The sequence below is a fragment of the Streptomyces sp. NPDC079020 genome (assembly GCF_044542225.1).
GTDB lineage: Bacteria > Actinomycetota > Actinomycetes > Streptomycetales > Streptomycetaceae > Streptomyces.
Genome location: NZ_JBITUB010000010.1, coordinates 133,630 through 152,647 on the forward strand (window position 1 = coordinate 133,630; position 19,018 = coordinate 152,647).

Annotated in this window: 19 protein-coding genes and 1 pseudogene; 12 read left to right on the top strand and 8 right to left on the bottom strand. The window is 71.0% G+C overall.

The genetic code is table 11. The features are described from left to right. The first annotated feature begins 262 nt into the window (after positions 1-262). The 10 genes from ACIGJO_RS21905 (at position 263) to ACIGJO_RS21950 (ending at position 9,603) form a co-directional block, all read left to right on the top strand. Complete coding sequence (locus ACIGJO_RS21905; RefSeq protein ID WP_399960498.1) at positions 263-1,201, top strand: FKBP-type peptidyl-prolyl cis-trans isomerase; 939 nt, start codon at positions 263-265, stop codon at positions 1,199-1,201. Between the two features lie 43 nt (positions 1,202-1,244). Next, positions 1,245-1,619 (top strand): FKBP-type peptidyl-prolyl cis-trans isomerase, encoded by a 375-nt coding sequence (locus ACIGJO_RS21910; protein WP_266929335.1) that lies wholly within the window; start codon positions 1,245-1,247, stop codon positions 1,617-1,619. Positions 1,620-1,757: 138 nt separating this feature from the next. Then, positions 1,758-2,711 (top strand): helix-turn-helix transcriptional regulator, encoded by a 954-nt coding sequence (locus ACIGJO_RS21915; protein ID WP_399960501.1) that lies wholly within the window; start codon positions 1,758-1,760, stop codon positions 2,709-2,711. A 13-nt stretch (positions 2,712-2,724) separates the two neighbouring features. Then, on the top strand, positions 2,725-3,681 hold the full coding sequence (locus tag ACIGJO_RS21920; RefSeq protein ID WP_399960503.1) for a helix-turn-helix transcriptional regulator: 957 nt from the start codon (positions 2,725-2,727) through the stop codon (positions 3,679-3,681). Between the two features lie 36 nt (positions 3,682-3,717). Continuing rightward, positions 3,718-4,059, top strand: coding sequence for a hypothetical protein (locus tag ACIGJO_RS21925; RefSeq protein ID WP_399960820.1), 342 nt, complete (start codon positions 3,718-3,720; stop codon positions 4,057-4,059). A 19-nt stretch (positions 4,060-4,078) separates the two neighbouring features. Next, positions 4,079-4,276, top strand: a complete 198-nt coding sequence (locus tag ACIGJO_RS21930) for a hypothetical protein (protein ID WP_266929332.1) — start codon at positions 4,079-4,081, stop codon at positions 4,274-4,276. A gap of 216 nt (positions 4,277-4,492) precedes the next feature. Further along, complete coding sequence (tatA, locus tag ACIGJO_RS21935) at positions 4,493-4,789, top strand: Sec-independent protein translocase subunit TatA (RefSeq protein WP_266929331.1); 297 nt, start codon at positions 4,493-4,495, stop codon at positions 4,787-4,789. 49 nt (positions 4,790-4,838) lie between these two features. Then, a complete protein-coding gene (gene tatC / locus ACIGJO_RS21940) occupies positions 4,839-5,804 on the top strand; it encodes a twin-arginine translocase subunit TatC (protein ID WP_399960506.1) in 966 nt (321 codons plus the stop codon). A gap of 18 nt (positions 5,805-5,822) precedes the next feature. Next, positions 5,823-6,713, top strand: coding sequence for a diacylglycerol kinase (locus tag ACIGJO_RS21945; protein WP_399960508.1), 891 nt, complete (start codon positions 5,823-5,825; stop codon positions 6,711-6,713). Between the two features lie 61 nt (positions 6,714-6,774). After that, positions 6,775-9,603, top strand: coding sequence for a DEAD/DEAH box helicase (locus ACIGJO_RS21950; protein ID WP_399960510.1), 2,829 nt, complete (start codon positions 6,775-6,777; stop codon positions 9,601-9,603). Between the two features lie 82 nt (positions 9,604-9,685). Here the strand turns inward: ACIGJO_RS21950 and ACIGJO_RS21955 are convergent, their stop codons facing one another. Beyond that, positions 9,686-10,798 carry an LLM class flavin-dependent oxidoreductase gene (locus ACIGJO_RS21955; RefSeq protein ID WP_399960512.1) on the bottom strand — a complete coding sequence of 371 codons (1,113 nt, stop codon included), beginning with the start codon at positions 10,796-10,798 and terminating at the stop codon, positions 9,686-9,688. A gap of 323 nt (positions 10,799-11,121) precedes the next feature. Further along, positions 11,122-11,559 carry an SPW repeat protein gene (locus tag ACIGJO_RS21960; protein WP_399960514.1) on the bottom strand — a complete coding sequence of 146 codons (438 nt, stop codon included), beginning with the start codon at positions 11,557-11,559 and terminating at the stop codon, positions 11,122-11,124. Positions 11,560-11,817: 258 nt separating this feature from the next. Here ACIGJO_RS21960 and ACIGJO_RS21965 point away from each other — a divergent pair. Continuing rightward, positions 11,818-12,379, top strand: a pseudogene (locus ACIGJO_RS21965) (NAD(P)-binding domain-containing protein). A 65-nt stretch (positions 12,380-12,444) separates the two neighbouring features. On the opposite strand, the gene ACIGJO_RS21970 reads toward ACIGJO_RS21965, so the two are convergent. From ACIGJO_RS21970 to ACIGJO_RS21995, 6 genes are all read right to left on the bottom strand, one after another. After that, complete coding sequence (locus ACIGJO_RS21970; RefSeq protein ID WP_399960517.1) at positions 12,445-13,095, bottom strand: fasciclin domain-containing protein; 651 nt, start codon at positions 13,093-13,095, stop codon at positions 12,445-12,447. Between the two features lie 75 nt (positions 13,096-13,170). Continuing rightward, positions 13,171-14,808: a molybdopterin-dependent oxidoreductase gene (locus ACIGJO_RS21975; RefSeq protein WP_399960519.1), complete on the bottom strand. Its 1,638-nt coding sequence runs from the start codon at positions 14,806-14,808 to the stop codon at positions 13,171-13,173. A gap of 310 nt (positions 14,809-15,118) precedes the next feature. Further along, complete coding sequence (locus tag ACIGJO_RS21980; protein ID WP_399960521.1) at positions 15,119-15,883, bottom strand: anti-sigma factor domain-containing protein; 765 nt, start codon at positions 15,881-15,883, stop codon at positions 15,119-15,121. After that, complete coding sequence (locus ACIGJO_RS21985) at positions 15,880-16,464, bottom strand: sigma-70 family RNA polymerase sigma factor (protein WP_399960523.1); 585 nt, start codon at positions 16,462-16,464, stop codon at positions 15,880-15,882. The genes ACIGJO_RS21980 and ACIGJO_RS21985 overlap by 4 nt, the downstream gene beginning before the upstream one ends. 141 nt (positions 16,465-16,605) lie before the next feature. Continuing rightward, positions 16,606-17,094: an ABA4-like family protein gene (locus tag ACIGJO_RS21990; RefSeq protein ID WP_399960525.1), complete on the bottom strand. Its 489-nt coding sequence runs from the start codon at positions 17,092-17,094 to the stop codon at positions 16,606-16,608. Beyond that, positions 17,091-18,053, bottom strand: coding sequence for a hypothetical protein (locus ACIGJO_RS21995; protein WP_399960527.1), 963 nt, complete (start codon positions 18,051-18,053; stop codon positions 17,091-17,093). The genes ACIGJO_RS21990 and ACIGJO_RS21995 overlap by 4 nt, the downstream gene beginning before the upstream one ends. A gap of 152 nt (positions 18,054-18,205) precedes the next feature. On the opposite strand from ACIGJO_RS21995, the gene ACIGJO_RS22000 reads away from it, so the two are divergent. Continuing rightward, on the top strand, positions 18,206-18,955 hold the full coding sequence (locus ACIGJO_RS22000; protein ID WP_399960529.1) for a MerR family transcriptional regulator: 750 nt from the start codon (positions 18,206-18,208) through the stop codon (positions 18,953-18,955). Positions 18,956-19,018 lie beyond the last annotated feature (63 nt).

The window sequence follows — 19,018 nt, forward strand, 5'->3', positions numbered from 1 at the left end:
TCGCGCGACAGGGCCCCGTACGTTCCTCGTACGGGGCCCTCCGCATGGCCCGAAGGGTGTCCCGTGACCCCCGGTGAATCAGCGCGCGGCGTCGGATGCGGTGCGTGCAAGGCGGAGGGGCATCCGCATACCGGATGTATGCGGATGTTCCGACAATGCCGAGAGGTGCCGCAACTGTCGTCGCGCGCCCACCAGGGATGACGGGACAGCCTTTAGAGTGTCCGGGACCCAACTACCGTGCCCCCTGAGATCTGAGGAACCAGTGCGCCGACTTGCCGGCCTTCTCGTCGTCCCCCTCCTGCTGTTGTCGACAGCGGCGTGCGGCAGCGACGACAAGGCCTCCGACTCCGCCTCGTCGAAGAACGGAATGCCCGCGATCACCGCGGGTGCGAAGTTCGGCGAGAAGCCCACCCTCGCCAAGGGGAAGGGTGATCCGCCCAAGGAACTGAAGACCGAGGTCATCAGTGAGGGTGACGGCGCGAAGCTCAAGAACGGCGACGCGATCCAGGTCAATTATCTCGGTCAGTCGTGGGACTCCACCAAGCCGTTCGACAACAGCTTCGACCGCAAGACGCCGTTCGATCTGACGCTCGGCGCCGGAATGGTCATCCAGGGCTGGGACAAGGGTCTGGTCGGTCAGAAGGTCGGCAGCCGCGTCCAGCTGGTCATTCCCCCCGAGCTCGGCTACGGCGAGCAGGGCCAGGGCGACATCAAGCCCAACGCCACCCTCGTCTTCGTCGTCGACATCCTGAAGGCGACGCAGATCCCGGCCTCCGCCAAGGGCAGCGAGGTCGCCCAGGACAACATCGACCTGCCGAAGGTCGGCACCAAGACCGACGGCAAGGCGCCGACCGTCACGATCCCCAAGAGCGATCCGCCGAAGAAGCTGGTCTCCAACTACATCCTGGAGTCCGACGGCGCGGTCATCAAGGAGAGCGACAGTGTCGTCGTGAACTACGTCGGTCTCCTGTGGAAGGGTGGCAAGGAGTTCGACAGCACCTACGCCCAGGGCAAGACCCAGACCTTCCCGCTCGCCCAGATCACCCTCAAGGGGCTGAAGGACGGTCTGATCGACAAGAAGGTCGGCAGCCGCGTGCTGCTCGTCATCCCGCCGGACCAGGCGTTCGGCGACAAGGCGCAGCAGAGCATCCCCGCCAACTCCACGCTCGTCTTCGCCGTGGACATCCTGGCGAAGATGTAAGACTGTCCCGGTTGCCCAGTTCATCATTTAGAGGAGCAGTTCAGTGAGCATCGAGAAGCCCGAGATCGACTTCCCGGGTGGCGAGCCGCCGGTCGACCTGGAGATCAAGGACATCTGGGAGGGCGACGGCGCCGTCGCCAAGGCCGGCGACACTGTCTCCGTCCACTACGTGGGTGTGGCCTTCTCCACCGGCGAGGAGTTCGACGCCTCCTGGAACCGCGGCACCCCGCTGCGTTTCCAGCTCGGCGCCGGCCAGGTCATCTCCGGCTGGGACCAGGGCGTCCAGGGCATGAAGGTCGGCGGCCGTCGCCAGCTGACCATTCCCGCCGCGCTCGCGTACGGCGACAGCGGCGCCGGTGGCGGCCGCATCGCTCCCGGTGAGACGCTGATCTTCGTCTGCGACCTCGTCGGAGTCTGATCCGTCCGGCGGACGTGAGCACAGGGCCCATGCCGTACGGCATGGGCCCTCGGTCTGTCCAGCGGGAGGCCCTCGCTTTTGTCCGGACACGCGGGGGCGGTACGGTCGACGGTCATAGCACGTAGAGAAAGGGCGTCGATGGCGATTGCCAAGGCCGAGCGGCTGATGAACCTGGCGCTGTGCCTGCTGGGAACCAGGCGCCCGCTCAGCAAGCGCGAGCTCCGCGGCTCCATCGAGGCCTATCTGGAAGCCGGCTCCGACGACTCCTTCAACCGGATGTTCGAGCGCGACAAGGACGATCTGCGCGAACTCGGTCTGATCATCGAGACCGTCGAGAACCTGGACGGCGACACCGGATATCTCGCGCGCCGTGACAGCAACCGGCTCCCGCCCATCACGCTGGACGCCGAGGAAGCGGCGGCGCTGGGGCTCGCCGCCAAGGTGTGGCAGCAGGCCCGGCTCGCCGGGGCCGCGAGCGGCGCGCTGCAGAAACTGCGGGCCGCGGGCATGCCCGAGGCGGAGGACGCGTACGAGGTGCACAGCGCCCTCGAACCCCGTATTCCGGTTCATGAGGCGGCCTTCGAACCGCTGATGCTGGCCTGCCGGGACCGCCGCCCGGTCACCTTCGACTACCGCAAGGCGAACTCCGCCCGCCCCGGACAGCGGCAGGTCGAGCCCTGGACCCTGGAGTGCTGGCGCGGGCATTGGTACCTGGCCGGCTGGGACCGGGACCGGGGTGCCGAGCGGGTGTTCCGGCTCTCCCGGATCACCGGCCGGGTCCGCTCCAGGTCCGGCGCCTTCACGGCCGAGGTGCCCGACGTCGTGACGGTGCGCGAGACCGTCGAGAGCTGGGCGGGGGAGACCGCGACCAGGACCGCGCGGATCAGGCTGCGCGCCGGTTCCGGATACCCGCTGCGCTCACGCGCGATATCGGTACGGGACCTGGGCGACGGCTGGGACGAGCTGGAGATTCCGTACGGGCACGGCCTGGACGCCTGGCTCGTCGAGTTCGGCCCGGACGTCGTCGTGGAGGAGCCCGCCGATCTGCGGGCCGATGTGGTGGACCGGCTGCGTGCCGTGGCCAAGGACTAGGGGACCCGTACCGATGGCCACGAACGCGATCGACCAGACCCGCCGGATGCTCTCCCTGGTGACCTATCTGCGTGAGCGCCCCGGCGCGCACGTCCAGGACGTGGCGCGGGCCTTCGGGATCACCGAGGACGAGCTGATCTCGGACCTCGACGTGCTCCCGATGTGCGGGACCAGCTTCCGGGGCGGTGACCTCCTGGACATCGACACCGACGGTGACCGCATCTGGTGGCACAACCCCGACGACGTGGCCGAGCCGCTGCGGCTCGCCGCCGACGAGGCCACCGCGCTGCTCGTCGCGGCGCGCGCCGTGGCGACCCTGCCCGGACTGCGCGAGAGCGACCGGCTGGCGCTGGTACGGGCGACCGCCAAGCTGGAGACGGCCGCCGGTGAGGTGGGGGCCGCGAGCTCCCGGCTCTCGGTGACCTTCGAGGCGGAGGGCGGGGTCTTCGCCGATGTCGACCGGGCCATCTCCGAGCGGCGCCGGCTCTGGCTGCGCTACTACTCACCCGCCCGCGACGAACTGACCGAGCGGGAGGTGGACCCGATCCGGCTGTTCGCGGTCGGGCACACCTACATGGAGGGCTGGTGCCGGCTCTCCGAGGCCCGGCGCACCTTCCGGCTGGACCGGGTCGCCGAGATCCGGCTGCTCGACGCACCGTCCGCGCCGCCGGAGCTGGAACTGCGCGATCTGTCGGAGGGGCTGGTGCAGCCCTCGGCACAGGACCCGGAGGTCGTCATCGAGGTGGGCCCCGGCGGCCGGTGGGTCGCCGAGTACTACCCGCACGACAGCGCGGAGGAGCTCCCCGACGGCGGGATGCGCATCACGCTCCGGACCCCGGACCCCGCCTCGCTGCGCAGACTCGCGCTGCGCCTGGGCGGAGAGGGGCGCATCGTCGCACCGCCGGAGCTGGCGGACAGTGCGCGGCGGGCGGCCCGCGAGGCGCTCGCCGCCTATGACGGCGTGGCCTGAGCGGAGGCCGGAGGAGCGATGGACCAGATGTCTGTGATGTCCCGCGTCGCGGTGTTCCCGTGCCCGGTCCCCGGGCCGGGACGGACACCGGGACCGGGTACGGGACAGGGGCGGGCGCAGGGGTACGTCCCCGGCCCGGTCCCCGAACCCGTACCCGCCGCCGTGCGCTTCCGCGCCTCCTGTCCCGACTGCCAGGGGCGCTTCGAACTCGCCGCGGGCGGCCTGCGCCTGGTGATCGGCGCCGGCCCCCGCACCACGTTCTACTCCTTCACCTGCCCCGAGTGCGGCGCCGCCGTCCGCAAGCCCGCCGGTGAACGCATCATCGAACTCCTCACCGGCGGCGGCGTTTCCACGCTGCGCCTGCACACCGCCCCGTAGGAAGAAGAGGCTCCGCCGCATGTTCTGGCCCATGCTCGCCATCGCCCTGGGATTCCTGGGCATCGCCGTGCTCGGTGTCCTGGCCGTCAAGGTCTTCGTCGAAGCGGAGCGGCTGGGACGTCAGGTGTCCGCCACCACACAGCGCATCAACCGAGCGGCCGAGGACCTCGAACGAGCGGCGACCGACCTCGCCGCCACCGGGGATGCCCTGCGATAGCAGGGCCGCGGCCTGATGTTTCTCCACTTCGGGGGGTACGCTGCTGGAGTCGGCCCAGGCAGGGAGGTGCGGGCCGCAATCGGGAGTATGCACAGGCATTGCCTCACGTTTACCCCTGCGGGATACGATCGCTGCCAGCGCACAGGTCGGACGTATGTCCTGCCGAACGGGTAGCGAACCCACCCTCCAGTCGCCTCAGTGAGAAGGAAGTTGCCCATGATCGGCAATCTGAAGCCCCTCGAGATCGTTCTGATCATCGCTGTCATCCTGCTGCTCTTCGGTGCCAAGAAGCTTCCCGACATGGCGCGCTCGCTCGGCAAGTCGGCCCGCATCCTCAAGAGCGAGGCCAAGGCGATGAAGAAGGACGACGCGGAGCCCGCGGCCCCCACGACGGAGACCGTCGCGGACCAGACCCCGCCGCAGTCCACCACCGCGCGCACCATCCAGGCCGCTCCGGGAGACGTCACCAGCTCCCGCCCGGTCAGCGAGGCCAAGCCCACCACCCAGAGCTGACAGCTGACGCGTTCCGGCGACAGCCGCTGCACGAGACGAGGGAAGTGGGTTGCTCAAGTCTGCCCGCAAGCAGGAGAAGGACGACGAGGGGCGCATGCCCCTCCTCGATCACCTGCGTGAGCTGCGTAACCGGCTGCTGAAGTCGGTACTGGCCGTCGTGATCGCGGTGATCGTGGCAGCGTTCTTCCAGAAGGAGATCTTCGAGTTCCTGATGGAGCCGATCCTGGACTCGGTCGGCTGCAAGAACGGCGCCGTCACCATGGTCAACGGCCGGCCATGCGCCGAAATGACCACCAACGGTCTGCTGTCCCCCTTCACCATCGCCCTGAAGGTGGCGCTGATGGCGGGTGTGCTGGTGGCGACACCGGTATGGCTCTACCAGCTGTGGGCCTTCGTCGCCCCGGGCCTGCACAGCCAGGAGAAGCGGTACGCCGTCGCCTTCGTCGTGGCGGGCGTGCCCCTGTTCATCGGCGGGGCCTACCTCGCGTACGCGATTCTTCCGCAGACCGCCGAGATCATGCTCGGGTTCACGCCGGACAACGTGAAGAACCTGCTGCCCCTCGACGACTTCCTCGACCTGATCACCCGCATGGTGATCGTCTTCGGCCTGGCCTTCGAGCTGCCGCTGCTGCTTGTCGCGCTGAACATGACGGGCGTCGTGTCCGGCAAGCGGATGCTCACCTGGTGGCGCGGCATGATCGTGGGGCTCACCGCCTTCGCCGCCATCGCGACCCCCGGCGGTGAGCCGGTGTCCATGCTGCTGCTCGCCGGGCCGCTCGCGCTGCTGTACCTCGTCGCGGTCGGCTTCTCCCTGCTGAACGACAAGCGCAGAAGGCGCAACAACCCCGACGCCGAGCTCGGCGACGACGAAGCCTCCGTGCTCGACCTCACTCCCGAGGACGTCGGAGGCGTGGAGAGCGTGTCCGCCCGGCGCAAGGCCCTGCCGGAGCAGGCTTCCGGGGAGTCCGACCGCAAGGACACACATCGGCTGAACGGTTACGACGACATCACCTGACCTTGTAGGGTCCGGCGGGTGACCAGCGAGATCACCCTTTTCGTCAATCCCACCGCGGGAAGCGGCCGGGGCGCGCACGCCGCGCAGCCGGCCGCTTCCGCGTTGCGGGACGCCGGATTCTCCGTCCGTACGGTTCTCGGCGAGGACGCCGACGACGCCCTGGGCCGCGCCCGCGAGGCCGTGGCCGCGGGAACCGGGGCGCTGATAGCCGTGGGCGGGGACGGTCTGATGTCCCTCGCCCTCCAGGCCGTCGCCGGGACGACCACCCCCCTCGGTGTCGTCGCGGTCGGCACCGGCAACGACTTCGCCCGCGCGCTGGGCCTGCCGGTACGCGACCCGGCGGCCGCCGGCCGGTTCGCCGCCGGGGCGCTCAAGTCCGGGGGAGTGCGCGACATCGACCTCGGCCGGGCCGGCGGGCGGTGGTTCGGCTCCGTGCTCGCCTCCGGCTTCGACTCACGGGTGAACGACCGGGGAAACCGGATGCGCTGGGTCGGCGGGCGGTTCAAGTACGACCTCGCGATCCTCGCCGAACTGGCCGCCTTCCGCCCGATCCCGTACCGGATCCGGCTGGACGGCGGCGAGGTACGGGAGACCGAGGCGACGCTGATCGCCGTGGGCAACGGGAGCACCTACGGCGGCGGGATGCGGATCTGCGCGGACGCCGTGATGGACGACGGACTGTTCGACGTGACCGTGGTCGGGGACTGCAGCCGGGCCACCCTGCTGAAGGTGTTTCCGCAGGTCTACCGGGGAACGCATCTGAGCCACCCGAAGGTCACCGTGCACCGGGTCTCCTCGATCGAGCTCGCGGCCGCCGGTGTCACCGCGTACGCGGACGGTGAACCGATGGGAGCGCTGCCGCTCACGGCCACCTGTGTGCCCGGTGCGGTCAGGGTGCTGACCGGGTGAGATGCGGGGCGAAATAAAGATCGGGCTGACTGTCGGAGGTGGCGGGTAGGCTCGTATCAAGATGACAGAGGACCTCTCACCAGCTGAGCGATACCAGGCTTCTCGGGTCCGTGCGGCCGAGCAGGCCACGGCCCTCGGACCCTTCCGCGAGATGTACGAATTCGGACTGGACCCGTTCCAGATCGAGGCCTGCCAGGCCCTGGAAGCGGGCAAGGGGGTGCTGGTCGCGGCCCCCACCGGGTCGGGCAAGACGATCGTCGGCGAGTTCGCCGTGCACCTGGCTCTGGAGCAGGGCCGCAAGTGCTTCTACACCACGCCCATCAAGGCGCTGTCCAATCAGAAGTTCGCCGACCTGGTCAAGCGCTACGGCGCGGACAAGGTCGGCCTGCTGACCGGGGACAACAGCGTCAATTCGGAGGCACCGGTGGTCGTCATGACCACCGAGGTCCTGCGGAACATGCTGTACGCGGGCTCCCAGTCCCTGACCGGACTCGGATATGTGGTGATGGACGAGGTGCACTACCTCTCCGACCGCTTCCGGGGCGCGGTGTGGGAAGAGGTGATCATTCATCTGCCGGAGTCGGTGACTCTGGTCTCCCTGTCGGCGACCGTGTCCAACGCGGAGGAGTTCGGCGACTGGCTGGACACCGTCCGCGGTGACACCGCGGTGATCGTCTCCGAGCACCGGCCCGTGCCGCTCTGGCAGCACGTCATGGCCGGGCGCAGGATGTACGACCTCTTCGAGGAGGAGACCGACCACGGCGGCCGCGGTGCCGGACGCCGGGAGGTCAACCCCGACCTCGTCCGCCTCGCCCGGATGGAGAACCAGCGCGGGTACAACCCGCGCGAGCGCCGTCGCGGCAAGATGGTGCGCGAGGCGGACCGCGAGCGCGAGCGGCGTCAGCGCACCCGGATCTGGACGCCCGGACGGCCCGAGGTCATCGACCGGCTGGACGCCGAAGGGCTCCTGCCCGCGATCACGTTCATCTTCAGCAGGGCCGGCTGCGAGGCCGCCGTGCAGCAGTGTCTGCACGCCGGACTCCGGCTCAACGACGAGGACAAGCGCCGCCTGGTCCGGGAGATCGTCGAGGAGCGGACCGCGTCCATCCCCGGTGAGGACCTCCAGGTCCTCGGCTACTACGAGTGGCTCGAAGGGCTGGAGCGGGGAATCGCCGCGCACCACGCCGGCATGCTGCCGACCTTCAAGGAGGTCGTCGAGGAGCTGTTCGTGCGCGGCCTCGTCAAGGCGGTCTTCGCCACGGAGACGCTGGCCCTCGGCATCAACATGCCCGCGCGCTCGGTGGTGCTGGAGAAGCTCGTCAAGTGGAACGGCGAGCAGCACGCCGACATCACCCCCGGCGAGTACACGCAGCTCACCGGCCGTGCCGGACGCCGGGGCATCGACGTCGAGGGCCACGCGGTGGTCCTGTGGCAGCGCGGCATGGACCCGACCGCGCTGGCGGGCCTCGCCGGAACGCGTACGTATCCGCTGCGCTCCAGCTTCCGCCCCTCGTACAACATGGCGGTGAACCTGGTGCAGCAGTTCGGGCGGCACCGTTCGCGTGAGCTGCTGGAGACCTCCTTCGCCCAGTTCCAGGCCGACCGGTCCGTCGTCGGGATCTCCCGGCAGGTCCAGCGCAACGAGGAGGGCCTGGAGGGCTACCGGGAGGGCATGACCTGCCACCTCGGAGACTTCGAGGAGTACGCGCGGATGCGGCGCGACCTCAAGGACCGCGAGACGGAACTGGCCAAGCAGGGTGCCGCACAGCGGCGTGCCGCCGCGGCGTCGTCCCTGGAGAAGCTGAAGCCCGGTGACGTCATCCATGTGCCGACGGGCAAGTTCGCGGGTCTCGCCCTCGTGCTGGACCCGGGGCTGCCGGCGGGCCGGGCCAACGGCCACCGCGGATTCGACCACCACGACGGTCCGCGTCCGCTGGTGCTGACCGCGGAGCGGCAGGTGAAGCGGCTGGCGTCGATCGACTTCCCGGTGCCGGTGGAGGCGCTGGAGAGGATGCGCGTCCCGAAGTCGTTCAATCCGCGCTCGCCGCAGTCGCGCCGTGACCTGGCGTCCGCGCTGCGGTCGAAGGCCGGGCACATCGCGCCGGAGCGGCACCGCAAGCAGCGGGCCGCGGCGGCCGACGACCGGGAGATCACCCGGCTGCGCACCGAGCTGCGCGCCCACCCCTGCCACGGGTGCGACGAGCGCGAGGACCACGCGCGGTGGGCCGAGCGGTATCACCGCCTGCAGCGTGACACCCGGCAGCTGGAGCACCGGATCGAGGGGCGGACCAACACCATCGCCCGGACCTTCGACCGGATCGTCGCGCTCCTCACCGAGCTGGACTACCTGAGGGGCAACGAGGTCACAGACAACGGCAGGCGGCTCGCCCGGCTCTACGGCGAGCTGGACCTGCTGGCCAGCGAGTGCCTGCGCGAGGGCGTCTGGGAAGGTCTGAATCCGGCCGAACTCGCCGCGTGCGTCTCGGCGTTGGTGTACGAGGCGCGGCAGGCGGACGATGCGGTGGCGCCCAAGCTGCCCGCCGGTCCGGCGAAGACCGCCATGGGCGAGATGGTCCGTATCTGGGGCCGGCTCGACGCCGTGGAGGAGGACTTCAAGATCAACCAGGCCGAGGGGGTCGGGCAGCGCGAGCCCGACCTCGGGTTCGCCTGGGCGGTCTACATGTGGGCCTCCGGGCGCACGCTGGACGAGGTGCTGCGCGAGGCGGAGATGCCGGCGGGGGACTTCGTACGGTGGTGCAAGCAGGTCATCGACGTGCTGGGGCAGGTGGCGGCAGCCGCTCCCCGCGACGGGAGTTCGGTGGCGAAGAACGCGCGCAAGGCCGTGGACGCGGTGTTGCGGGGCGTGGTGGCGTACAGCTCCGTGGGATGACGCGTGAGAAGGGGGCGGGCGGGGAGGACTTCTCCCCGCCCGCCCCCTCACGCGTTCGCCGCCGCGGCCGCTTCGGGGGCGGTCACGGGGCGGGCCGGTCCGCCCGCCGGGACGCGTCGCGCCTGGCGACTTCCTCGCGGACGATCGGGATGACCTGCCGGCCGAAGTCGATGGCATCGTCCAGCAGGTCGTAACCGCGCGCGGAGAGGATCTCCACTCCCAGGTCGTAGTAGTCGAGCAGTGCCCGCGCCACCGTCTCCGGGGTGCCCACCAGGGCCGTCGAGTTGCCCGCGCCACCTGTCTCGGCGGCGGTGGGCGTCCACAGGGCCCGGTCGTGGCGCTCGCTCCGCGCGGCCACCCGGAGCAGCCGCTGCGAACCCGCGTTCTCGGGGTTCGTCAGCGGGTGGCGGCGACTCGGTGCGGCGCCCGCCCCGCGGGCCTTGACGCGGTCGAGCGTGCGGTGCGCCTTCTCCCAGGCCAGTTCCTCGGTCGGCGCGATGACCGGGCGGAAGGCGACCTGGATCCTGGGGGTGTCGGTGCGGCCCGCGGCCCTGGCCGCCGCCTTCACCGACTCGATCTGCTCGGCGGTCTCGGCGAGCGGTTCGCCCCAGAGGCAGTAGATATCGGCCTCGGCGCCTCCGGCCGCGTAGGCCGCGGGTGACGATCCGCCGAACGAGACGCGCGGGTGCGGCTGTTGGACGGGGAAGGTGTCGCTCACGAAGTCGTTGAACCGGTAGTGCGTGCCCTCGTGGTCGAAGGGTTCGTGCGAGGTCCATGCCTTCTTGATGATCTGGATGGCCTCGCGGGTACGGGCGTAGCGCTCGTCCTTCGTGAGGAAGTCGCCCTCGCGCCGCTGCTCGTGGTCGTTCCCGCCGGTGATGAAGTGCACGGCGAGACGTCCGTCGCTGATCCGGTCCAGGGTCGCGAAGGTCTTCGCCGCGAAGGTGGGGTACGAGACGTTGGGGCGGTGGGCCACCAGGATCTGCAGGGTCTCGGTACGGGCCGCGATGTAGGCGGCGGCGGGGGACGGGTCGGGGGAGCCGGAGCCGTAGGCGAACAGCACCCGGTCCCAGCCGTGGTCCTGGTGGGCGCGGGCCAGTCTGAGTGTGTACTCCTTGTCGAAGGACGCGCCGGAGCGGGCTGTCACTTCGGAACCTTCGTTGGTCGCCGCGATGCCGAGGAACTCGACGGGCATGGCAAGGCCTCATCTCGTGCTGCGCCGGAAACTGCCGTGTCGGGGAATGCCGTGACGTGGAGCGGTCAGGGACGACACGAGGCGGACCACACTCGACCGAAGTCGATGTGGTCACGGGTGACCAGCCGCAGCCGAGGGCGCATCCGCCCAGTGGAACAGGCGTGTTGGCGTCCCGTCAACCATGGGCCGGGAGCTCCCGGCCCACGGAGCGGGCGGAGCAGGGAGCGAAGCGGGGGGTGGAACAGGGAACGGAACAGGGGGTGACCGCGGCCCGTCGTCCGGACTCGCGGCCACGATGTACCCCTGCCCGTGATACCGCTCGGTCAGGTCCTGCGGCTCTTCGCCGCCGCCCCCGCGCAGATCATTCCCAGCAGCACGGTCAGCCCACCGACGATGACGTTGTTGATGATGACACCGGCGTCCGGGCTGCTGCCCACGACCCAGGTCGACACGATGATCCAGGCGCCCATGGCGCACATGGCCCAGCTCAGGCCGTACATGCGCTCCGGCATGACGGAGAATCCCAGGGCCAGTACGGCAATGGCGATACCCATCACGAGGTTGTGCGTCACGAGTGCGGGCTGGCTCGCCGTGAAGTGCAGCACCCATGGCGAGACGGCGCAGTACAGACCGACGAGGAATGCCGGTCCGTCCACCAGCGCCACATCACGGCCGCCGAGCACGCGGTCGTACCGGTCGCGCATTTCGGAGACATCGGGGTGACCAGCCAGGTCATGCCCGGTGTGCGAGACGTTGCTCATGAGTTTTCGTCTCCTTCGGTCCAGCAGGCCCGACCGCTGAGTGTGGAGTGCGCGGAAAGTGCCTGCATCTCCCATGATGCTCTTATCCCGCCCTTATGTGTAGATTTATTTGGCTATGACTGTTCCGGATGCGCGGCTGCGGCCCCCGCCCCGTCCGGCCGCCGGGCCGGCGGCCGGGATTCGCGGCCCGCGGCGGTGCCGGGCAGGACGGAGCGTGTCGCACCCCGTCCGGCCGTGCCACGCCGAGGAGCCGCCACCATGACCGATCCCCTCACTCCGCAACCGGCCGTCGTCGCGGTACTGGGCACCGGCACCCATGGGCGCGCCGATCGCACGCAACCTGGCCCGTAGCGGCTTCGTCGTGCGGGTGTGGAATCGCACCCGGGGCAAGGCGGAGGCGCTGGCCGGCGACGGGGCGTATGCCGCCGAATCACCGGCCGACGCCGTCGAGGGGGCCGGTGCCGTTCTCACCGTGCTCAGGGACGGCGCCGCCGTCCGGGAAGCGATCGAGGCCGCCGGGCCCGCACCGGGGACGGTCTGGATCCAGGTGTCGCCCCCGCGCACTTCCGCGATGTCGTCCTGGGCGGCCCGATGGACAACGGCTACTTCCGTTCGAAGTCGGCCGCGATCCTCGACGGAGACTTCACCCCCAGCTTCTCGGTGGACAACGCGCGCAAGGACGCGCTGCTGGTGCTGGAGGCGGCGGAGCGGGCCGGTGTCCGCATGGACACGGTGCGGGCGGGCGCGGAGCCGGGCTTCCGAACAGGGCCATGGCGCCGAGGACATGGCCGCCGGATACTTCGCCGGCTTCGACACCTGAGCCGGGCGGCCGCGTACCTCGCCGCCCGGCCGCCCGTCCCGTACCTCTCCGGCCCGCCCTGCGGGTCACATCGGCGGCATCAGGACCGTGTCGACGAGGTAGACCGTCGCGTTGGCCGTCGGAACACCGCCGCAGACGACCTTCGAGGAGTCGTTCACGGTGTACGTCACCCCCGAGCCGGATGCCGTCAGCGTGCTCTTCGCCAGAGTGTCGAAGGTCCCCTTCTCCAGCTGCTCCGGCGTCAGCCTCTGCCCCACCACGTGGTAGGTGAGCACCTCGGTCAGTGCGGCCTTGTCCGCCAGCAGCTTGTCCAGGTCCGCCTTCGGGATCTTGGCGAAGGCATCGTCGGTCGGCGCGAACACCGTGATGCTCCGCGCGTTGTTCAGGGTGTCGGCCAGACCCGCCTGCCCGACGGCGGCGACCAGGGTGGTGAGGTCCGGGTTGTTCGAGGCGGCCGTGGCGACCGGGTCCTTCGCCATGCCCGCGAACGAGCCCGCGCCGTCCTTCGGCACCGAGGCGCATCCCGGGCCGAACGGCTGGTCCTTGTCCGGGGAGCCGCCTTTCGGCGCGGCAGGAGCCGACGCGGTGCCCGGCCGGGACCCGGAGGCGGCGGCGGAGTCCTTGGAGTCGTCGGAGGAACAGGCCGTCAGGGCCAGCGGCAGAAGGGCCGCGGCGGACACGGCGACGGCGGCGCGGCGGAGGTGCAGGGCGTTCATGGTGTTCTCCTGGATCGTTGTTCTGGTGATCGCTCGGGGACCGGTATCGGTCATGTGCGGGTGGGTGACGGGGGATCAGGGCACGTCGACCACCACCGAATGCCAGCCGGTCGCTCCGTCGGGGACGGTGCCGGCGCGTTCGCCGGTCTGGGTGACGCCGGTACGGTCCGTCGCGCGGACCTCAAGGGTGTGATGGCCGGAGGTGGCCGGCCATTCCCACACCCACTGGCGCCAGGTGTCCAGGCTGTCCTGCGCACCGAGCCGGGCCGTGTGCCAGTCGCCGCCGTCCACCCGGACCTCCACCCGGGCGATGCCCCGGTGCTGGGCCCAGGCGACCCCGGCGACGGGCACCGTGCCCGGCCCGGGGGAGGCGAAGGGGCGCGGGGTGTCGATCCGCGACTGGGTCTTGACGGGGGCCCGGCGCGCCCAGCTGCGCTTGACCCAGTAGGCGTCGTAGTCGTCGAACGTGGTCAGTTCGATGTCCTGGATCCACTTGCAGGCGGACACATAGCCGTACAGACCGGGGACCAGCATCCGGACCGGGAAGCCGTGCGCGAAGGGCAGCGGTTCGCCGTTCATGCCGAGCGCGAGGAGCGCGTCGCGCCCGTCCATGACGTCCTCGACCGGTGTACCGATCGTCATGCCGTCCACCGACCGCGCCACGATCTGGTCGGCGGGTCCGCCCTGCGACGGGGGCTTCACTCCGGCCTCGCGCAGCAGGGCGGCCAGCCGCACACCGATCCAGCGGGCATTGCCGATGTAGGGTCCACCGACCTCGTTGGACACGCAGGCCAGCGTGATGTCGCGCTCGACGATCTCCCGCTCCAGCAGATCGTGGAAGCCGAGGGTGACAGGACTGCTCACGCCCCTGCCGTGGATCCGCAGCCGCCACCGGCCGGCGTCGACCTGCGGGACCACCAGGGCGGTGTCCACCCGGTAGAAGCTCTTGTTCGAGGTGATGAACGAGCTCACTCCCCGGATTCCCAGGTCCGCGCCGCGCGGCACGGCGGGCGCCGCCGAGTCCGGTGCCGGGAGGACCAGTTCACGGCGTGAAGCGGCGGCCCCGGCCTGCACGGACGCGGTGAGGCGGCGTCCCACCAGGCCCGCACCGGCCGAGGCCGCCGCCGCGGCGCTCGCCGCGACCACGAACCCACGACGGTCGAACGTCCCCGGCGCACCGCTGTCCGGCTCCCCGGCCGCAGTGGACCCGCCCGGTACCGGGGCGAGCCGTCCGACCAGGAGATACAGCACTCCCGCGGCCACCACGGCACCCACCACCGAAGGCAGCGCGTCGCCGGGCCCGCCCTCCGGCCGTCCGGCCGCCGACACCGCCCCGACCGCGCCGAAGACCAGAACCGCCGCCGAGCCGGTCCGCCGGTGCCGCAGCGCGAGCAGCCCCACCGCCATGGCGAAGAGCGCGAGCAGCACGAGGATGCCCAGCTGGAGCACCAGTTTGTCGGCGGTGCCGAAGTTCCGTACGGCGAAGTCCTTCAGCGCCGGGGGAGTGCGGTCGATGACCGCCCCGCCCACCGCCGTGACCGGACCGGCCTCGGGGCGTACGGCGGCGGCGACCAGTTCGGCGACGCCCAGGGCGCAGAACCCGGCGATCAGACCGCTGAGCGCGGCGAGGGCACGGCGCGTCCAGCGGGACCTCCGGGACCCCGTGGAACCGCGCGGCGGCGGATCGTTCTGATGCGGTCTCACACCATGCATTCGGCACGGAACCGGCTGGGGATTGGTCTTTCACCCGTTCGGGGGGCGGCCGAAGAGCCGCCGGTCCGCGCCGTTCCCGGCGGGGGATCGAGCGCACCGCCGTGCCGGGCGGCGCCCGGGAGACCGGACCGATCGCGGTACGCAGCCTTCCGGGACGGCCCGTCATGTCATGGCGGTGCAGGCAGGGCCCGGCCCGTCACGGCCCGTCAGGCGGGCAGGCAGGGACCGGCCCGGCCCGTCATGGCAGGCACGGACCGTCACGTCACGTCAGCCAGGGACCGGCCCGGACCGGCGGATCATCTGCGGCGCGTCAGGCGGGGAACGCCATCACGGCCAGGGGAGCCGACGTCGGCTCCTCGGACCCGCCGGCCGGTTCGACGGTGATGCCCATGCCGGACGCCCGTCCGACCGGCCCGTCCAGCAGGACCGCCCCGTCGGTGGCGGAGGGGTCCATCAGCCCGGCGGACCGCATGGTGCCGTTGTCGTCGAACCACAGCTGGTACACCTTGCCGCCGGGCGGCGGGGCCATCCCGGAGGCCAGGAACACCGCGTGATCGCGGCTCGCCGAGACGACGACCGTGCCCCGGGCGCCCCCGGCCAGCTCGCCCGAACGGCTCCTCGCGTCCGGTGCGGAAAGCACCCGCGCCAGCAGTTCGCCCCGCTGCCGCGAGAGGTCGGCCTCGTGCCGGGCGTCCTGCGCCAGCCGGCCCTGCCACACGGCGATTCCGCCGAAGGCGGCGGCGGCCGCGGCACAGGCGGCCAGCGCGAACGTCAGCCGGCGGCGGGAGCGGACACCGGCATCGGCGCGGCCGGTGGGGGACGGGCCGCCGCGGCCGTGGGCGGGCGGCTCCTGACGTACGGCCGTGATCTCCCGCAGCACGCGGGCGCGCAGTTCGCCCGGCGGTGTCCGTGCCGCCGCGAGACCGAGCCGGGCGGCGGTCGCCGACAGCTCCCGTACCTCCTGGGAGCAGGCCGCGCAGTCGTGCAGATGCCGCTCGAACTCGCGGCGCTCGGACTCCGGCAGCGCGTGCAGGGCATAGGCCCCGGTCAGTGTGTGCAGGTCGGCGGCGCTCACGCGCTCACCCCCAGGCAGTCGCGCAGCCGGATCAGACCGTCCCGCAGCCGTGTCTTGATGGTGCCCAGGGGTACGCGCAGGAGTTCCGCGACCTCACGGTAGGTCAGGCCCCGGTAGTAGGCCAGGTTCACCGACTGGCGCTGGAGCTCGGACAGGTTGCGCAGACAGCGCCGGACCTGTTCCCTCTCCAGCCGCGTCTCGACCTGCTCGGTGACCTCGTCGAAGGCGGGCGTACGGTCCAGCAGCGCGGCCCGGTGTTCCCTGGCCGCCGAGGCCTCCGCCGAGCGGACCCGGTCCACCGCCCGCCGGTGGGCGAGGGTCAGCACCCAGTTCATCGCGCTGCCCCGGGACGCCCGGAAGCGGGGCGCGGTCCGCCACACTTCGACCAGCACCTCCTGCGCCACCTCCTCGGACTGGGCGGGATCGCGGAGCACGCTGCGCACCAGCCCGAGGACCGGTCCGCAGACCGCGTCGTACACCTCGGCGAAGGCGTCCTGGTCGCCCATGGCGACCAGGACCAGAAGCTCCTGGAGATCGGGCCCCTGCACGGGTGCTCCGCAGATGTGTACGGCTTCCTTCACGCGGGGTTCCTCCTGGGATGCTCATCGGTTCCAGGAGTGATTCGGAGCCGGTGGCGGCGCGGATTGGCCGGTGCGCGTGAAGGTCCGGCGCACGCGGTCACCGAGCGCGCGTGATCCTGCCATGCCGTGGGCGCACCGCCGTCAGCGCACCGCGGTTCCGTCCGCCCGTCCGGGGATCGCGGTACCGGACGTCGCGTCCGCCGCCTCGGCCCTCTTCGACTGCCGTACCGCGCGGATGACCAGGAAGATCAGCAGCCCGAACGGCGAGAGCAGGATCGTCAGCACCAGCAGGGGGCCCATCACCAGCGGGGACACCGCCAGTTTCCGTGCCTGGAGGAACATCCACTGCCCCAGCAGCAGATCCCACGCGATGACCTGCGCCCAGAGTGCTCCCGCCCCGTTCCCGAGCGCCGCCAGGTCGCGGAAGGCGTCGATGTCGGGGTTGCTCACCGCCGTCCAGAGTTCGGGGAAGACGGGCAGGGCCAGCACGAGGTAGACCGCCAGCACCGGCAGGACGGTGAGGGGCGAGGAGACGATCCGGGTGGTGGTGCCCCAGTGGGGCGCGAAGATCATGAGCAGCCAGAACGGGGCCGTCAGATAGAACGTGATCTCGAAGAGTGCACCGGTCATGCCACGAGCTCCTTGTCGTAGGAATCGGTGTTCCGCCGGGCGGGTGTCTGCCGCAGCGCCACCCAGGCGCCGAGTGCGGCGGCGGCGAGGATCATGCCCGCGACGGCCAGGGTCGACCCGTCCGGGTGAATCAGCGGCTGGCCGCGCAGGGCCTGCCAGGTGATCAGGGCCACGACCGCCGCGTACGCGCCGGAGGCGACGAGCACGAGGCGGAAGCGGACACGCGGGTCGCGCAGCCTGGCGACGCGAGGCGCGAGCGCGAGCAGCAGGAGCAGGAACAGGGGGATGAGCTGGAGCGCGTGCATGCCGACGAAGTGGGGTATTCGCAGATCGCCGCCGGTTGTCGACCAGCCGGTGATCGGCATGGAGGGGCCGCCGTCCGGTACGCCCACGGCGTGCGCGCCCACCACGTCGGCGGTGTCCAGATCGCCCGCCGCCCGCTGCTGCGCGCTCGGCTGGGACATCAGGAAACCGATCCCCGCGCCCACCAGGGCGAGCACCACGCCGGAGCGGATCGCCCAGGCGGAGGCCCGGTCGGCGATCCGGGCGCGCAGCAGCAGCAGGGCGATCACCAGGGTCGCGGTCCAGAGGGTGATGACGGTGTACGCCATCACGTCGTAGAGCCGGGTGTCGAACGGCGTCTCGTGATTGAAGTGGCTGCGCTTGCCCCGGATGACCTGCCCGGTGATGATCGCCATCTCGCAGAGGCTCGCCAGGACGACCACATTGCCGGCCCAGCGGCCCGTTCGCCGGCCGTGGGTGAGGAGCGTCAGCATCCATGCCAGGGCCAGGCAGTAGGGCACGAACGAGACGGCGAACTTGAACGGCTTGGCCCAGATCGGCGCACCCGCCAGCATCCGGTCGTCGACCACCAGACCCACCGCGGAGACGACCGCCATCACGGCCATCGCGGCGGAGAACAGGACCAACGGCCGGTGCCATGAACGCCACGTCGACATGGAGAACCCCCTGGAGCGAGATGATTATGGATAGCAGGACTCCCCACTATCCGATAGAGGGACTATCTATGATGGGCGCGGGATTTGGCAAGTCATGAAAGGGCGGACACGCGGTGCGCATCGGTGAGTTGAGTCGTAGGTCCGGGGTCCCGGTGCCGACGATCAAGTACTACGTACGCGAGGGGCTGCTGCCCGCCGGGCGGCTGACCAGCCCGAACCAGGCGAGCTACGACGCCGGGCACGAGCGCAGGCTGCGGCTGATCCGCGCGCTGCTGGATGTCGGCGGGCTCTCGCTGTCCGCCATCGGGGATGTGCTGGAGGCCGTCGACGACCCCGAGCAGCCGGTGCACAAGGTGCTGGGTGCCGCGGCGGAGGGTGTCACGCCGACGGACGAGGAGGAGACGGGCCCCGAGCTGGAGGAGGCACGTGACGAGGTCGCCGAGCTGCTGGAGCGGCGGGGCTGGCACGTCGAGGAGGAGAGCACGGCCGGTGAGTCGCTGGCCGGGGTGCTGGTCGCACTGCGGCGGGCCGGGCACGGCGGATTCACCGAACTGCTGGATGTGTACGCGGATGCCGCCGAGCCGGTCGCCCGCGCCGACCTCGACTATGTGGCGCGCCGGGTGGCGCGCGAGGACCTGGTGGAGAGCGTGGTCGTGGGAACGGTGCTCGGAGAGGCGATGTTCGGGGCGCTGCGGCGGCTCGCGCATGTCGACGCCTCCGCCCGTCTCTACGAGGAGGCGGGCACACGCGGGGAGCCGGGAGGCGAGGAGGCTCCGGACGGCGAGGGGGCTCCGGACGGCGAGGAGGCCTCGTACGGCGAGAAGGCTTCGGATGGCGCCGAAGGGGCGCCGGGCGGCGGCGCGGAGGCGTCAGGGGCCCCCGAGCCCAGCGCGCGCGCCTGACGGACAGGGGCCCCGGTCGCCATGGCGACCGGGGCCCCTGTCAGGTGCGAGAGTGCGCGGGAT

Coding starts and splice junctions, on each gene's coding strand:
- ACIGJO_RS21915 (WP_399960501.1), top strand. CDS start 1,758: ATGGCGATTGCCAAGGCCGAGCGGCTGATGAACCTGGCGCTGTGCCTG.
- ACIGJO_RS21920 (WP_399960503.1), top strand. CDS start 2,725: ATGGCCACGAACGCGATCGACCAGACCCGCCGGATGCTCTCCCTGGTG.
- ACIGJO_RS21925 (WP_399960820.1), top strand. CDS start 3,718: ATGTCCCGCGTCGCGGTGTTCCCGTGCCCGGTCCCCGGGCCGGGACGG.
- ACIGJO_RS21930 (WP_266929332.1), top strand. CDS start 4,079: ATGTTCTGGCCCATGCTCGCCATCGCCCTGGGATTCCTGGGCATCGCC.
- tatA (WP_266929331.1), top strand. CDS start 4,493: ATGATCGGCAATCTGAAGCCCCTCGAGATCGTTCTGATCATCGCTGTC.
- ACIGJO_RS21950 (WP_399960510.1), top strand. CDS start 6,775: ATGACAGAGGACCTCTCACCAGCTGAGCGATACCAGGCTTCTCGGGTC.
- ACIGJO_RS21955 (WP_399960512.1), bottom strand. CDS start 10,798: ATGCCCGTCGAGTTCCTCGGCATCGCGGCGACCAACGAAGGTTCCGAA.
- ACIGJO_RS21960 (WP_399960514.1), bottom strand. CDS start 11,559: ATGAGCAACGTCTCGCACACCGGGCATGACCTGGCTGGTCACCCCGAT.
- ACIGJO_RS21970 (WP_399960517.1), bottom strand. CDS start 13,095: ATGAACGCCCTGCACCTCCGCCGCGCCGCCGTCGCCGTGTCCGCCGCG.
- ACIGJO_RS21975 (WP_399960519.1), bottom strand. CDS start 14,808: ATGCATGGTGTGAGACCGCATCAGAACGATCCGCCGCCGCGCGGTTCC.
- ACIGJO_RS21990 (WP_399960525.1), bottom strand. CDS start 17,094: ATGACCGGTGCACTCTTCGAGATCACGTTCTATCTGACGGCCCCGTTC.
- ACIGJO_RS21995 (WP_399960527.1), bottom strand. CDS start 18,053: ATGTCGACGTGGCGTTCATGGCACCGGCCGTTGGTCCTGTTCTCCGCC.